Origin of the sequence: Bradyrhizobium sp. AUGA SZCCT0177 (assembly GCF_018130125.1) — a bacterium.
Taxonomy (GTDB): Bacteria; Pseudomonadota; Alphaproteobacteria; order Rhizobiales; family Xanthobacteraceae; genus Bradyrhizobium.
This window is the reverse complement of the sequence record NZ_JAFCMA010000026.1, coordinates 65734-79639: the sequence shown is the minus strand read 5'-3', so window position 1 is coordinate 79639 and position 13906 is coordinate 65734. Positions and strand designations below refer to the sequence as shown.

At 63.8% G+C, this 13906-nt stretch carries 13 protein-coding genes and 1 pseudogene; 10 read left to right on the top strand and 4 right to left on the bottom strand.

The features are described from left to right. Positions 1 to 7 precede the first annotated feature (7 nt). The 9 genes and pseudogenes from paaB (at position 8) to JQ597_RS26965 (ending at position 8524) form a co-directional block, all read left to right on the top strand. Positions 8 to 295 carry a 1,2-phenylacetyl-CoA epoxidase subunit PaaB gene (gene paaB, locus JQ597_RS27000; protein ID WP_192737264.1) on the top strand — a complete coding sequence of 96 codons (288 nt, stop codon included), beginning with the start codon at positions 8 to 10 and terminating at the stop codon, positions 293 to 295. Then, positions 295 to 1071, top strand: coding sequence for a 1,2-phenylacetyl-CoA epoxidase subunit PaaC (gene paaC / locus JQ597_RS26995; protein ID WP_212268411.1), 777 nt, complete (start codon positions 295 to 297; stop codon positions 1069 to 1071). Before paaB ends, paaC begins: the two co-directional genes overlap by 1 nt. Continuing rightward, complete coding sequence (gene paaD, locus JQ597_RS26990; protein ID WP_212268409.1) at positions 1065 to 1568, top strand: 1,2-phenylacetyl-CoA epoxidase subunit PaaD; 504 nt, start codon at positions 1065 to 1067, stop codon at positions 1566 to 1568. The genes paaC and paaD overlap by 7 nt, the downstream gene beginning before the upstream one ends. A gap of 2 nt (positions 1569 to 1570) precedes the next feature. Next, positions 1571 to 2650 carry a 1,2-phenylacetyl-CoA epoxidase subunit PaaE gene (gene paaE / locus JQ597_RS26985; protein WP_212268407.1) on the top strand — a complete coding sequence of 360 codons (1080 nt, stop codon included), beginning with the start codon at positions 1571 to 1573 and terminating at the stop codon, positions 2648 to 2650. Positions 2651 to 2738: 88 nt separating this feature from the next. Continuing rightward, a complete protein-coding gene (gene paaI / locus JQ597_RS26980; protein ID WP_212268405.1) occupies positions 2739 to 3191 on the top strand; it encodes a hydroxyphenylacetyl-CoA thioesterase PaaI in 453 nt (150 codons plus the stop codon). Between the two features lie 29 nt (positions 3192 to 3220). Beyond that, on the top strand, positions 3221 to 4552 hold the full coding sequence (gene paaK, locus JQ597_RS26975; RefSeq protein WP_212268403.1) for a phenylacetate--CoA ligase PaaK: 1332 nt from the start codon (positions 3221 to 3223) through the stop codon (positions 4550 to 4552). A 110-nt stretch (positions 4553 to 4662) separates the two neighbouring features. Beyond that, positions 4663 to 6039: pseudogene (gene iaaH / locus JQ597_RS37815) on the top strand (indoleacetamide hydrolase); the annotation flags it as partial. A 183-nt stretch (positions 6040 to 6222) separates the two neighbouring features. Then, a complete protein-coding gene (locus JQ597_RS37810) occupies positions 6223 to 7239 on the top strand; it encodes a quinone oxidoreductase family protein (RefSeq protein ID WP_249148235.1) in 1017 nt (338 codons plus the stop codon). A gap of 313 nt (positions 7240 to 7552) precedes the next feature. Continuing rightward, on the top strand, positions 7553 to 8524 hold the full coding sequence (locus tag JQ597_RS26965; RefSeq protein ID WP_502754655.1) for a YeeE/YedE family protein: 972 nt from the start codon (positions 7553 to 7555) through the stop codon (positions 8522 to 8524). 5 nt (positions 8525 to 8529) lie between these two features. Here the strand turns inward: JQ597_RS26965 and JQ597_RS26960 are convergent, their stop codons facing one another. From JQ597_RS26960 to JQ597_RS26950, 3 genes are read right to left on the bottom strand one after another with little or no spacing between them, the layout of a single operon-like run. Beyond that, positions 8530 to 9753 carry a bifunctional alpha/beta hydrolase/OsmC family protein gene (locus tag JQ597_RS26960; protein WP_212268398.1) on the bottom strand — a complete coding sequence of 408 codons (1224 nt, stop codon included), beginning with the start codon at positions 9751 to 9753 and terminating at the stop codon, positions 8530 to 8532. Positions 9754 to 9781: 28 nt separating this feature from the next. Next, a complete protein-coding gene (locus JQ597_RS26955; protein WP_212268396.1) occupies positions 9782 to 10444 on the bottom strand; it encodes a sulfite oxidase-like oxidoreductase in 663 nt (220 codons plus the stop codon). Positions 10445 to 10494: 50 nt separating this feature from the next. Continuing rightward, complete coding sequence (locus JQ597_RS26950; protein WP_212268394.1) at positions 10495 to 11961, bottom strand: amidase; 1467 nt, start codon at positions 11959 to 11961, stop codon at positions 10495 to 10497. Between the two features lie 52 nt (positions 11962 to 12013). Between JQ597_RS26950 and JQ597_RS26945 the strand changes: the two genes are divergently transcribed. Continuing rightward, complete coding sequence (locus JQ597_RS26945) at positions 12014 to 12865, top strand: alpha/beta hydrolase (protein WP_212268392.1); 852 nt, start codon at positions 12014 to 12016, stop codon at positions 12863 to 12865. A gap of 126 nt (positions 12866 to 12991) precedes the next feature. Here JQ597_RS26945 and JQ597_RS26940 read toward each other — a convergent pair whose 3' ends face one another. After that, positions 12992 to 13768 carry an SDR family oxidoreductase gene (locus JQ597_RS26940; RefSeq protein ID WP_212268390.1) on the bottom strand — a complete coding sequence of 259 codons (777 nt, stop codon included), beginning with the start codon at positions 13766 to 13768 and terminating at the stop codon, positions 12992 to 12994. Positions 13769 to 13906 lie beyond the last annotated feature (138 nt).

The window sequence follows — 13906 nt, the reverse complement described above, 5'->3', positions numbered from 1 at the left end:
GATCATCATGGCCACGCCGAACATGCCGCTCTGGGAAGTCTTCATCCGCAGCCGCAATGGGCTCGCGCACAAGCATGTCGGCTCGCTGCACGCCGCCGACACCACGCTGGCGTTGCAGGCCGCGCGCGACATCTACACCCGCCGCGGCGAGGGCCTCTCGATCTGGGTGGTGCCGTCGAACGCGATCACGGCATCCGATCCCTCCGAGAAGGGCATGATGTTCGAGCCCGCGGAATCCAAGATCTACCGGCACCCGACGTTTTACGACGTGCCTGATGAAGTCGGGCATATGTGATGGCTGTCGCCTCGATCCAGGTCTCCGAAACCCCGCTGGTGCTCTACACGCTGCGCCGCGCCGACGATGCGCTGATTCTGGGCCATCGGCTGTCGGAATGGTGCGGCCACGCGCCGATGATGGAAGAGGACATGGCGCTCGCCAATATGGGCCTCGATCTGCTCGGGCAGGCGCGCGAGCTTTATGCTTACGCCGCCAAGGTCGAAGGCCGGGACAATGACGAGGACAAGTTCGCTTATCTGCGCGACGTCCGGCAGTACCGCAATCTGCTGCTGCTGGAACAGCCGAACGGCGATTTCGCGCGCACCATGGTGCGGCAGTTCTTCTATGCGGCCTTCGCGGATCTTTATTGGCGCGCGATGATGCAATCGAGCGATCCGACCCTGGCTGCGATCGCGGCGAAGTCCGAAAAGGAAAGCGCCTATCACGTCAGGCATTCATCGGAATGGATGGTGCGGCTCGGCGATGGCACCGAGGAGAGCCACCGGCGCGCGCAGAGCGCGATCGACGATCTCTGGGCCTATACCGGCGAGATGTTCCATCTCGACGACAGCGAGCGCGGCCTGATCGACGCCGGCATCGCGATCGATCCCGCCAAATTGCACGCGCCATGGCTCAAGACCGTGTCCGGCGTCGTTAATGAGGCAACACTGGCGTTGCCTGACAACAACTGGATGCAGCAGGGCGGCCGCGACGGGCGGCACAGCGAACATCTCGGCCATCTTCTCAGCGAATTGCAGTCGCTGCCGCGCACGTTTCCGGGGGCGACATGGTAACCGCCTCGCTCAGCGATGCTGATTTGCGCCGGCGCGCCTGGGATGCGGCCGCCCAAGTGGTTGATCCCGAGATTCCGGTGCTCACCATTGCCGATCTCGGCGTGCTGCGTGAGGTCGCCGTCAGTGACGGCCATGTCGAGGTCGCGATCACGCCGACCTATTCCGGCTGCCCGGCGATGAACATGATCGCGCTGGAAATCGAGCTGGCGCTGGAACGCGCCGGCATTGCGCGGCCCAAAATCCGCACCGTGCTGTCACCGGCCTGGACCACCGACTGGATGAGCGAGGACGGCCGCCGCAAGCTAAGGGAATACGGCATCGCACCGCCACAGGCTTCAAATTCGCGCCGCGCGCTGTTCGGTGAGCAGCAGGTTTCGTGTCCGCAATGCGGCTCGGGAAATACGGAAGTCCTCTCCGAGTTCGGTTCGACCTCCTGCAAGGCGCTGTGGCGCTGCAAGAGCTGCCGCGAACCGTTCGACTATTTCAAGTGTCATTGATCATGTCCCTGACACCCCGCTTCCACCGTCTTGCCGTCAACGACCTGCGCCGCGAAGCGCCGGATGCGGTATCGCTGAGCTTTGCGATACCCGCGGAGCTATCAGGCGACTACAGCTTTACACCCGGTCAATATCTGACCCTGCGCACGACCATGGACGGCGAGGAAGTGCGCCGTTCCTATTCGATCTGCTCCGGCCCCGACGACGGCGAATTGCGCATCGCGGTGAAGAAGGTCGATGGCGGTGCGTTTTCGAATTGGGCGGCGGATGAACTGAAAGCCGGCGACGAGCTCGACGTGATGACGCCGACGGGGCGCTTCGGCGTCGCGCATGCGCCCGATCAAGCACGGGTCTATGTCGGCTTTGCCGCGGGATCGGGCATCACGCCGATCCTGTCGATCGTCAAGGGCGTGCTGGCGCGCGAACCGAACAGCCGCTTCTTCCTGTTCTACGGCAACCGCTCGACATCGAGCATGCTGTTCCGCGAGGCTCTGGAGGAACTGAAAGACCGCTTCATGCAGCGGTTCTCCGTCTTTCACGTGATCTCCGGCGAGGAGCAGGACATCCCGATCCTGCACGGCCGGCTCGACGGCGAAAAGGTTCGCGTGTTGCTGCGTTCGCTGGTACCGGCGTCGAGTGTTGATCACGTCTTCGTTTGCGGCCCCCTGGGCATGAGCGAGGACATCGAAAACACCTGCCGCGAGATCGGCGTTGCCGAGGATCGCATTCACGTCGAGCGCTTCGTCTCCGAGTTTGGCGGCAAGCCGCGCGCCAAAAAGATCGTCGAGACATCGGCGCCGCCGAAGGCGCTGGCCTCGCTCGTGATCGACGGCAAGCGCCGCGAGGTGCCGGTCGCCGAGGACGAATCCATTCTGGACGCCGCGCTCCGCGCCGGCATGGACCTGCCGTTTGCCTGCAAGGGCGGCATGTGCTCGACCTGCCGCGCCAAGCTGGTCGAGGGCGACGCGCAGATGGAAGTGAATTATTCGCTGGAGCCGTGGGAACTGAAGGCGGGGTTCATCCTCACCTGCCAGGCGCGGCCGGTGTCGGACAGGGTCGTGGTGGATTACGACCACGTGTGAACAAAGCCGTCGCGTTTGACGGTGCGACGGCTAGACTACCCGAATGAAAGAGGCCGGTTGCAACAGGCCCGACGACAGGGAGACCGCAGTGAACGTCAATGCCGCGCTATCGCCCGACGGCCTCGCGCGCGCCTGTGCGGACGCGATGTGGAAGGAGGACGACGCCAGCAAGGGCCTCGGCATGCAGATCGTCGAGATCGGGCCGGGCCGGGCAACGCTTTCGATGACGGTCAGGCCGGAGATGGTCAACGGCCAGCGCATCGCCCATGGCGGCTTCATCTTTACGCTGGCGGATTCCACTTTTGCTTTTGCCTGCAACACCCACAACGAGCGCGCGGTCGCGGCGCAGTGCCATGTCACCTTCATCCGGCCCGGCAAGCTCGGCGATGTGCTGGTGGCGAGCGCGCGCGAGATCTCCCGCAGCGGCAGGTCGGGCATCTACGATGTGCAGGTCACCGCTGGTGACGTTGTGATCGCGGAATTCCGCGGTCATTCCCGAACCATCGGTGGTACGTGGCTGCCCGGTACCACGATAAAATAAAACAAAAACGATCTTTGAGGAAACGCGCGATGGCTTCGACCAGGCTTCAATCCAGTGCAGGCGGCTACCGCGCCGAGTTGGACTCGGTGGAGCGCGCCTCCCGCGACGAGATCGTGGCGCTGCAAACAAAGCGCCTCGCATGGTCGCTGGCGCATGCCTACGACAACGTCGCACACTACAAGAAGGCCTTCGACAAGGCCGGCGTGCACCCCGGCGATTTCAAGCAGCTTTCCGATCTCGCCAAATTTCCGTTCACGGTCAAAACCGACCTGCGCGACAACTACCCGTTCAACATGTTCGCGGTGCCGCGCGAGAAAATGGTCCGCGTCCATGCGTCTTCCGGCACGACGGGAAAGCCGATCGTGGTCGGCTACACCCAGGCCGATATCGACGTGTGGTCGGAGGTGATGGCGCGTTCGATCCGCGCCGCCGGCGGCCGCACCGGCATGATCATGCATAACGCCTATGGCTACGGCCTGTTCACCGGCGGGTTAGGCGCGCATTACGGCGCCGAGAAACTCGGCTGCACCGTGGTGCCGGTGTCCGGCGGCATGACCGAGCGGCAGGTGCAGCTGATCAATGACTTCAAGCCCGACATCATCACGGTGACGCCGAGCTACATGCTGGCGATCCTGGACGAGTTCAGGAAGCAGAAGCTCGACCCTCGCGCATCCTCGCTCAAGTTCGGCATCTTCGGCGCCGAGCCCTGGACCAACGCGATGCGCGTCGAGATCGAACAGGCTTTTGATATGGACGCGACCGATATTTACGGCCTGTCGGAAGTGATCGGCCCCGGCGTCGCGCAGGAATGCGTGGAGACCAAGGACGGCCTGCATATCTGGGAGGATCATTTCTACCCCGAAGTGATCGACCCCGAGACCGGCGCAGTGCTGCCGGACGGCGAAAAAGGCGAACTGGTGTTCACCTCGCTGACCAAGGAAGCATTCCCGATCATCCGCTACCGCACCCGCGACCTGACGCGGCTGCTGACGGGCACGGCGCGGCCGGGCATGCGGCGGATGGAAAAGGTCACCGGGCGTTCCGACGACATGATCATCCTGCGCGGGGTCAATGTGTTCCCGACCCAGATCGAGGAAGCTTTGCTCGCGACCGACTGGTGCAGCGGACATTTCATCATCGAACTGACGCGCGAAGGCCGCATGGACGAAATGACCGTGCTGGCGGAAGCCCGTCCCGAACATTGGGACGGCAGCGGTCTGCCCACGCACACGGAAAAAGTCGCAACCTTCATCAAGAACACCATCGGTATCACCGCCCGCATCAAAGCCGTCGCCCCCGAGACCCTGGAGCGATCGCTGGGAAAGGCCAAACGCGTGTTCGACAAGCGGCCGAAGGGATAGCATCAGATAGCTGAAAATGTGTTCATGCCCGATCCGTCTTGCCGTGATATCTGAAGTCGTCGGCCGGCTTTGCGGCTGGCGCTTCCTTCTCTCGGAGACGTGAGTTCCGCATGGCTGATTCCAACCCGACCACCGCCGCCGACATCGTTGCCGCTGTCAGGGACAAGAAGATCAGGGCCGTCGATGTGACCAAGGCCGCGATCGCGCGCGCCGAACAGGTCAAGGATCTGAATGCGCTGATTATTCTGAACAAGGATCCGGCCATCGCAGCGGCGGCGGAAATCGACGAGGGCTCAGGCGGCGCACTCCCGCTTGCCGGGCTCCCGATCGTCGTCAAGGACAACATCAACACGACAGACATGCCGACATCGGCTGGCACGCCGGCGCTGCGGAACGCGCGGACGAGCCGCAATGCGCCGTCGTGGGACCGGCTCTTGAAGGCCGGCGCCATCATGATCGGCAAGGCAAACATGCACGAGCTGGCGTTCGGCATCACCAGCACCAACCTCGCGTCATTTGCAGGGCCGGTGAAGAATCCCTATGACAAGACGCGGATCCCGGGCGGCTCCTCAGGTGGAACAGCCGCGGCGATTGCCGCCGGTATCGTCAGCTGCGGATTGGGATCCGATACCGGTGGTTCGACCCGCGTGCCGGCAGCGCTTTGTGGCATTGTCGGACTGCGACCGTCGGTCGGCAATGGCGGCGCACAGCGCCGCTACGACGACGCCAATCTGGTGGTTCCGATCAGCCACACCCGCGACACCGTGGGCCCGATGGGCCGTACGGTCGCGGATGTGGCGCTGCTCGATTCCGTCATCACCGCCACGCCGATGGCAAAGATCGAGCCGTTGCGCGGCAAGCGGTTCGGCATCCCGGCGGCGTTCTGGAGCGGGCTCGACCGTGACCTCGAAACCGTGACCAGGGCTGCGCGTGCAAAACTTGCCGACGCCGGCGTCGTTCTGGTTGATGTCGATATGCCTGGCCTGTTCGAGCTGGATGCAAAGGTGTCGTTCCCGGTGGCGCTGCACGAACCGATCGCAGACATCCCCGCTTATCTCGAGGCGAGCGGCATCACGGATGTCACGCTGGCCGACATCGTGGCCGGGATCGCCAGTCCCGATGTCAAGGGCGTGTTTGGCGCCATCACCACCGACGCCTTCGGTGCCGCCTATCAGGATGCCATCACGGTGCATCGGCCCGCGCTGCAGAAAATGTACGAGGCGTACTTCCGCGACAATAATCTGGACTGCATTCTGTTTCCGACCACCATCGCACCGGCGCCTTTGATCGATGCCGGGAAGGGGTCCGGCGAGATGTCGATCAATGGCGGCGCGCCGGTGCCGACATTCGACACCATGATCCGCAATACCGATCCCGGCAGCAATGCCGGCCTTCCCGGCCTGTCGCTCTATGCTGGAATGACGCCGGAGGGACTGCCGGTCGGACTCGAGATCGATGGTCCGGTCGGCAGCGATACAAAACTGCTTGGGCTCGCCTTGCGATCGAAGCCATTCTGGGTTCGGCGCCGCCGCCGAAGATCTAGCCGGCTTCCTTCAACAAGCCTCTTGAACTCAGCGGGCAGTCCGCTAGTCATGGGACGAAGCCGCGACGGTGTAACGATCCCTGCGGGCGTCAAATCGCGCTGGAAGCCCACATCACAGGGAATATCGATGAAGCCGGTCTCCACACCACCTGGTCAGACAGTTGAAGCGCGCTGCGTCCGGCTGGCGGCGAAGGCGGAGAACCCGGCTTCGCTTGCGCCCGTGGTCGAGACGCGGGCGCTGTCGCGTGCCGAAAACGAGCTGTTGATCGAGGTCAAGGCGGCGGCGGTCAATCCGTCCGACGTCAAGGCCGCGACCGGCCTGATGTCCTATGCGGTGTTTCCGCGCACGCCGGGCCGCGACTATGCGGGCGTCGTGATCGACGGCCCGGCGGGGTCGATCGGGCGCGAAGTGTTCGGCTCTTCCGGCGATCTCGGCATTCGCCGCGACGGCACCCATGCCACGCATCTCGTGGTCGAAGCCGATGCCGTGGTGGAGAAACCCAAAAGCATTTCGTGGGAGGAGGCCGCCGGCATCGGCGTTCCCTTCGTGACCGCGATGGAAGGGCTGCGCCGCGCCGGCATTCCAAAAGCCGGCGAGACTGTGCTTGTGATGGGCGTCAACGGAAAGGTCGGACAGGCGGCGGTGCAGATCGCAAGCTGGCACGGCGCGCGCGTGATCGGCGTCGTCCGCAAGGACGAACTTTATGAAGGCCACGCCAATTCGAAGGTCGAAATCATCAATGCTTCCGTGACTGACGTCGCGGCGCGTGTGCGCGAATTCACCGACGGCAAGGGTGCCGACATCGTCTTCAACACCGTCGGCGATCCCTATTTCCAGGCGGCGCACAAATCGCTGGCGCTGCGCGGGCGCCAGATCCTGATCGCCGCGGTCGATCGCATCGTGCAGTTCAACATTCTGGAGTTCTATCGCGGCCAGCACACCTATGTCGGCATCGATACGCTCGGCCTGTCGTCGGTCGCAACGGGCGCGGTGCTCAGGGAATTGGGCCCGGGCTTTGCGAGCGGCCACCTGAAGCCGTTCCCGATCAAGCCGGCCGCGATCTATCCGCTGGAACAGGCCAAGGCCGCTTTCATCGCGGTGGCGGGTTCGTCGCGTGACCGCGTGATCCTGCGCCCGGTGTAAATCCTCTCGGACAGAACTTTTTCCTCGTTGCAGCGGGAACGAAACCAGTCGCATTCCGGTTGGGGTCGATTGTTTTATTCTCTCGTTGTGCCGCTGCGCGGAAGCTTCATTCTTTGTTCGCCCCCGCCGTGGACGCCCCCATGCATGCGCCGCTATAGCAGGGTGAAATCTGTAGCATATTTATGCTGTCGCGGCTGATATCGCCGAACGCTCTAAGGAAAATGCCGTGGAAGGCCCTGCGAACATCATTGTGCTGAGCGGACTGCTGATCGGTCTCGTTTACGGCGCGGTCGGCCTGTTGAGCGGCTTTTGCATGCTCTCCAGCCTGCGCGGCTGGTGGGCGGAAGGCGATGGCCGTCTGGTCCGCACCTACGCGCTCGCGATCGGCGTCGCGGTGGCATCGACGCAATTGCTGGCGGCGGCCGGCCTCGTCGATCTCGGCAAGTCGATTTACCTGCAACCATCATTTTCGGTGCCGCTGATGTTCTTCGGTGGCTTGCTGTTCGGCTATGGCATGGTGATGTCGAACGGCTGCGGCTCGCGCGCGCTGGTGCTGCTCGGGCGCGGCAATCTTCGCTCCTTCGTGGTGGTGATCGTGCTCGGCATTTTTGCGATGATGACGCTGAAGGGCCTGATCGCGCCCGCGCGCATCGCGATGGTGCAGGCCTCGCAGACCACGACGACGGTCAATTCCGTCCCGGCACTGCTGTCGGCGTTCGGCCTCAGTGAAATCACGGCGCGCATGCTGGCGGCCTCCGCCGTCAGCGCCGCGCTGATCATCTTCGCCTTCGCGCATGCCCCGTTCCGGAAATCGCCGGGCCAGGTCGCCGCCGGTCTTGTGATCGGCCTTCTGGTGGCGGGGGGCTGGTTTGCGAGCGGCTATCTCGGCGCCGACGACTTCAATCCGACGCCGGTGGTGTCGCTGACCTTCATCGCGCCGATCGCGGATGCCCTGCAATATGTCATGCTGTCGACGGGATCGACGCTGAATTTCGGCATTGCCACCGTTGGCGGCGTGCTCGCCGGCAGCCTCATCACGGCGCTGGCGACCGGGCGTTTCCACCTGGAAGGTTATCAGTCGCCGCGCCACATGCTGCGCTCGGCCAGCGGCGCGGCGCTGATGGGCGCCGGCGGCGTGATGGCGTTCGGCTGCTCGATCGGGCAGGGCCTGTCAGGCTTTTCAACCCTGGCGCTCGCCTCGCTGATCGCGGTTGCTGGAATACTGATCGGCACGGCCCTGGGCCTGCGCGGCGCGCTGCGCGTGCGTCCGCTGGCAACGGCCTAGCTCCGTCACTCCGCAGCCTTCGTCACGATCCGGATTTCCGACGTCAGCGTCCGGTGCACCGGGCACTTGTCGGCAATCTCCATCAATCGTTTGCGCTGCTCGGCGTCGAGCGCGCCTTCGATCGAGATCACGCGGTCGATCTGGTCGAGCATGCCGACGCGGGTTTCGCATTCGGCGCAGTCTTCCGCATGGATCTTCTTGTGCTGCAGCGTCACCGTGACGCGATCGAGCGGCAGCGATTTGCGGTCGGCATACATCCGCATCGTCATTGAGGTGCAGGCGCCAAGGCCCGCCAGCACGAAGTCATACGGCCCGGGCCCTGAGTCCTGGCCGCCGGCGGCAACGGGTTCATCGGCCAGCATCTGGTGCGGCCCTGACGTGACGGTCTGCTGGAATTTGCTGGCGCGGGTCTCGCGCACCACGACATTGCGCGCTACCTCGCCGAGTTCGGCGGCCGCTTGGGCCGGAAGCGGTTCGACATAGCGTTCGGCCCAGGCGGCGATGACGTCGGCGACATAGACGGTGTCGCGCTTGTTGCTGAGCAGATGATCGGCGCCGGACAGCGACACAAAACTCTTCGGATGCTTTGCAGCGACAAAAATATTGGTCGCGTTGTCGATCCCGACAGTGTCGTCGGTCGGCGAATGCATGATCAACAGCGCCTTGTGCAATTTGGCGACATGCGCCATCAGGCCATGTTCGGCGATATCGTCGAGGAATTCACGTTTGATGTGAAAGGGGCGTCCTGCAAGCTGAACCTCGACCTTGCCTTGGGTGCGAATGTCCTCGATGCGATCCCTGAACAAATGCGTGACATGGGCGGGATCGGAGGGGGCGGCGATGGTGACGACCGCCCTGGCATCGGGGATTTGCCCGGCCGCGGCGAGGATCGCGGCACCGCCGAGGCTGTGGCCAATCAGGATCGTGGGTGCCTGCCGAGTGTCGCGCAGATGATCCGCGGCATGGACGAGGTCGGCGACATTCGACGTAAAGGTCGAGTTGGCGAAATCGCCTTCGCTGGAGCCTAAGCCCGTGAAGTCGAACCGCAGCACCGCGATGCCGCGAGCGGTTAGCGCGGTCGCGATGCGTTTGGCCGCCAGCACATCCTTGCCGCAGGTGAAACAATGGGCGAACAACGCATAGGCCTGGATTGCGCCGGCGGGCTTGTCCAGCGCCGCGGCAAGCTGATGGCCGCCTTCGCCGGTGAATTGAAAGCGTTCGGTCGGCACGGGCGTTCTCCCTTGGCTCAGTAAGGCGTCAGTCGCTGTAACGCTGTTCCGCCCACGGGTCGCCGCGGTTGTGATAGCCGCGGACTTCCCAATAGCCCGGCGCGTCCTTATCGAGGAATTCGATGCTCTGCAGCCATTTGGCGCTCTTCCAGAAATAGAGATGCGGCACCACCAGCCGCACCGGGCCGCCATGGTCCTGCTCCAGCGGCTGGCCGGACCAGCTGTGGGCGAGCAGGGCGTTTTCGGCGGCGAAATCCTCCAGCGCAAGGTTGGTGGTGTAGCCGTCATGCGAATGCAGCACCACGAACGCTGCCTCGTCACGCGGCCGGCAGGCCGTCAGCAGGTCGCGGGTCGAAAGACCCTCCCATTGATTGTCGTAGCGCGACCATGTGGTGACGCAATGGATGTCGGACAGGAATTGCGTCTGCGGTTGTGCGCTGAATTCAGCAAAATTCCAGAAGATCGGATTTTCGACCGCGCCGTAGACGTCGAGCCGCCAGCGCTCGCGCGAAATGCTCGGCGTCAGGCCGAGATCGAGCACCGGCCAGTCGCGCGTCAGATGTTGGCCCGGCGGCAAGCGCTGGTCATCGGGACGGGTAACTTTGCCGGTGAGGAATTTTCCCTCGCGCGCCCAGCGCTCCTTGCTGCGCGTCAGCTTGCTCTCCGGCGGCGGCTCCTGGTCTTCGGTCATATGGGAACCTCATTCGTGACGATGCATCGACGATTTGAGGGAAAGACGCGTTACCTCGGCGCGCGCGGCTCGATCGGCGTGGTGCCGCGCACGCCCAGAATGTCTTCCAGCAGCTTGGCGCCGGCGAGAAGTTTTGCCTCGCCGCGCGGCGGGGCGACCATCTGCAGTCCGACCGGCAGGCCCGAGGCCGTAAAACCGCATGGCAGCGACAACGCGGGGCAACACACCAGCGTGATCGCGTAGACGATGCCGAGCCACTCGACATAATTGTCGAACTTCTTGCCGGCGCACTCGGCGACGTAGCGGTTCTCGACCGGGAACGGCGCCACGATGGTGGCGGGCGCCAGCAGCAGATCGTACTTGTCGAAGAATTCCAGCGTGCGTGCGGTCATCGCGACGCGCTGCGCTTCGGCGCGCTCGAGCTGCTCGACGGTCAGCTTGAGGCCTTCCTCGATATTCCAGATCACTTCGGGCTTGAGCTGGTCGCGCTTGGTGCGCAGCAATTGCGCCTTGCTCAGCGCGAAGTCGAACGCGCGCAGCACGTGGAAACATTCATGGGCTTCGCGCAGATCCGGATGGGCTTCCTCGACGATAACCCCGAGCTCGGCGAAACGCTGCGCTGCCTTGCGGGTAATGGCAGCGACTTCAGGGTCCACAGGGGTGATACCGAGATCGGCCGAATAGGCGATACGCTTCGGCTTGTTGCCGGCGCGCACGGCGGACAGGAACGAGTTCGGCAGCACCGGCAGCGACAAGGGATCGCCGGGATGTTCACCGCTCATCGCGTCGAGCAGCAAGGCGACGTCTTCGACATTGCGTGCCATCGGGCCCTGGACGCCGAGGTTGCGGTCGATCGCGGCCGCGAGCGTGTGCGCGACGCGACCGATGCTCGGCCGCAGCCCGACGATGCCGCAGAAGCTTGCGGGGTTGCGCAGCGAGCCGCCCATGTCGGAGCCGTGGGCGAGCCAGGCTGTTCCGGTGGCGAGCGCCACCGCCGCACCGCCCGAGGAGCCGGCGGCGGAGCGGGAGGTGTCCCAGGGATTGCGCGTCGCGCCGAACACTTCGTTGAACGTGTTGGCGCCGGCGCCGAATTCCGGCGTGTTCGACTTGGCGTAGATCACGCCGCCACTGTTTTCGAGATGCTCGACCAGAATGTCCGATTTCGCCGGGATGTTATCCTTGTAGATCGGCGAGCCCTGCGTGGTCAGCACGCCCTCGACCGCTGTGAGGTCCTTGATCGGGATCGGCAGGCCTGCGAGCAGGCCGCGCTCGCCGACCGGCTTTTTCATCAGCGTTTTGGCGCGGTCGCGGGCGCGGTCGAAGCACAGCGTCGGCAGCGCGTTGACGGGGCCGTCGACTTCGGCGATCCGCTTTTCCAGCACGTCGAGCAGATCGAGTGGCGTGACTTCACCCGCTCTCAGTTTGCCAACGATGGCACACGCCGTCTCTCGCACCAGCCCCTGATCAGCCACTTTTCTCTCCGCAGTTTCTTGGTCGTGAATGGTGCTGTAGAACATTTTTTGGCAAAGTGGAAACGCGCCCACGTCGTGGCTGCACTGGAGATTTGGAATGCCGGCATTGTTTTCTGCGCTGGACTGGCGCGCGATGAGCCAGCAAGACCGCGATCTCGGCTTCAATAATGGCGTCGCCGTGCCCGGCGCCGTCGAGCTGGTCGCGGGCTGGGAGCAGCGTTCCGCCGACATGCGCAAGCGCTTCCCCGACCAACTCGACCTCCGCTACGGCCCGCGCGAGCGCAACCGGATCGACTTCCTGAAAGCCGCCGACAAGGCGCCGACGCTGCTGTTCATCCATGGCGGCTATTGGCAGACCCGCGCCAAGGAGGCCTTTACAGTGTTCGCCGAAGGCCCGATGGCGCACGGCATCAATGTAGCGCTGATTGGCTACACGCTTGCGCCGGATGCGACGCTCGACGAGATTGTCGCCGAAATCCATTCCGGCATCGATTATCTCACCGGACAATTGCCGGCGCTCGGTGCGGCCGGTGACGATATCGTGGTGTCAGGCTGGTCCGCCGGTGGCCATCTCACCTCGATGGCGTTGTCGCATCCCAAGGTGAGGGGCGGGATGGCGATATCAGGCATCTTTGACCTCGAGCCGATCAGGCACAGCTATCTCAACGAGAAACTGAAGGCCGATGAGGCGACGTCGCACCGTAACTCGCCGATGATGATGGCAGGTGGTCCGCTCAAGCCGCTGTCGCTGGTAGCCGGCAGCGCCGAGCTGCCGCTGCTGCGCAAGCAGACCGCCGACTTCGCTGGCCACCGCGCCAAGCATGGATTGCCGGTGACCTATGAGGAAATTCCCGGCGCCGACCATTTTTCGATCATGCACGAGATGATGGCGCCGACGGGCCGCATCACGACGCTGATAATGCAGTTGTTTGAAAGGACGGCGGGTTGATGTGCCCGTCATTCCGGGGCGATGCGAAGCATCGAACCCGGAATCTCGAGATTCCGGGTCTGGTGCTAGCGCACCATCCCGGAATGACGAACTTAACTTCACTCGCAATGACGGCGGTTGATCGCGCTACCCCCACCCCGCACTGATCCCGCCGTCGACTGTATAAATCACGCCCGACGTATATCCCGAACGGTCCGAGGCCAGGAACGCCATCAGGTCACCGATCTCGCGGGCATGGGCGGGGCGGCCGAGCGGCAGGCCCTTCTGGAATTCCTTGTAGCGGTTCTCGTCGCCGAACTGGTTTTTCGCGCGGGTCTTCAGCAGCGTGACGTGGCGGTCGGTGCCGACGGGGCCGGGATTGATGCCGACCACGCGGATGTTGTCGGCGAGGCTCTTGCCGCCTAATGCACGCGTGAACGCCATCAAGGCCGCATTGCCCGCGCTGCCGCAGATATAGTTCGCGTCGAATTTTTCACCGGCGGCACCGATGTCGTTGACGATGACGCCGTGGCCGCGCGCCTTCATCTGCGCGTAAACAGCGCGGGTGAGGTTGATGTAGCCGAACACTTTCAGTTCCCAGGCGTGACGCCAGGTCGCCTCGTCGATCTTGTCGATCGAGCCGCCCGGGATATCGCCGGCATTGTTGACGAGGATGTCGATGTCCGACGTATCCTTCACCAGTTTCTCGGTGTCGGCCGGCTTACGCAGATCAACGACATGCACCGAGGCGTCGATCTGGTGGTTCGAACGCAGGCGATCTGCCAGCGCCTTCAATTGCTCGCCGTTGCGGGCGGCCAGCCTGATGTCGCAGCCTTCCTCGGCGAAAGCTTCGGCCGCGGCGGCGCCAATGCCCTTGGAGGCGCCGGTGATCAGGACGCGCTTGCCGCGCAAATGCAGATCCATGGGAATTCTCGCTTCATGAGGGGTATCGGGGGAGTGGTCTGCGAAATTGGTAGGCGGTCGGCCCATCAGCGGTCAACATTGCACTGCAGCGTTGCACCCGCGCGCCGTTTGGTCCATTGCAAGGCCATCAACAGGCCG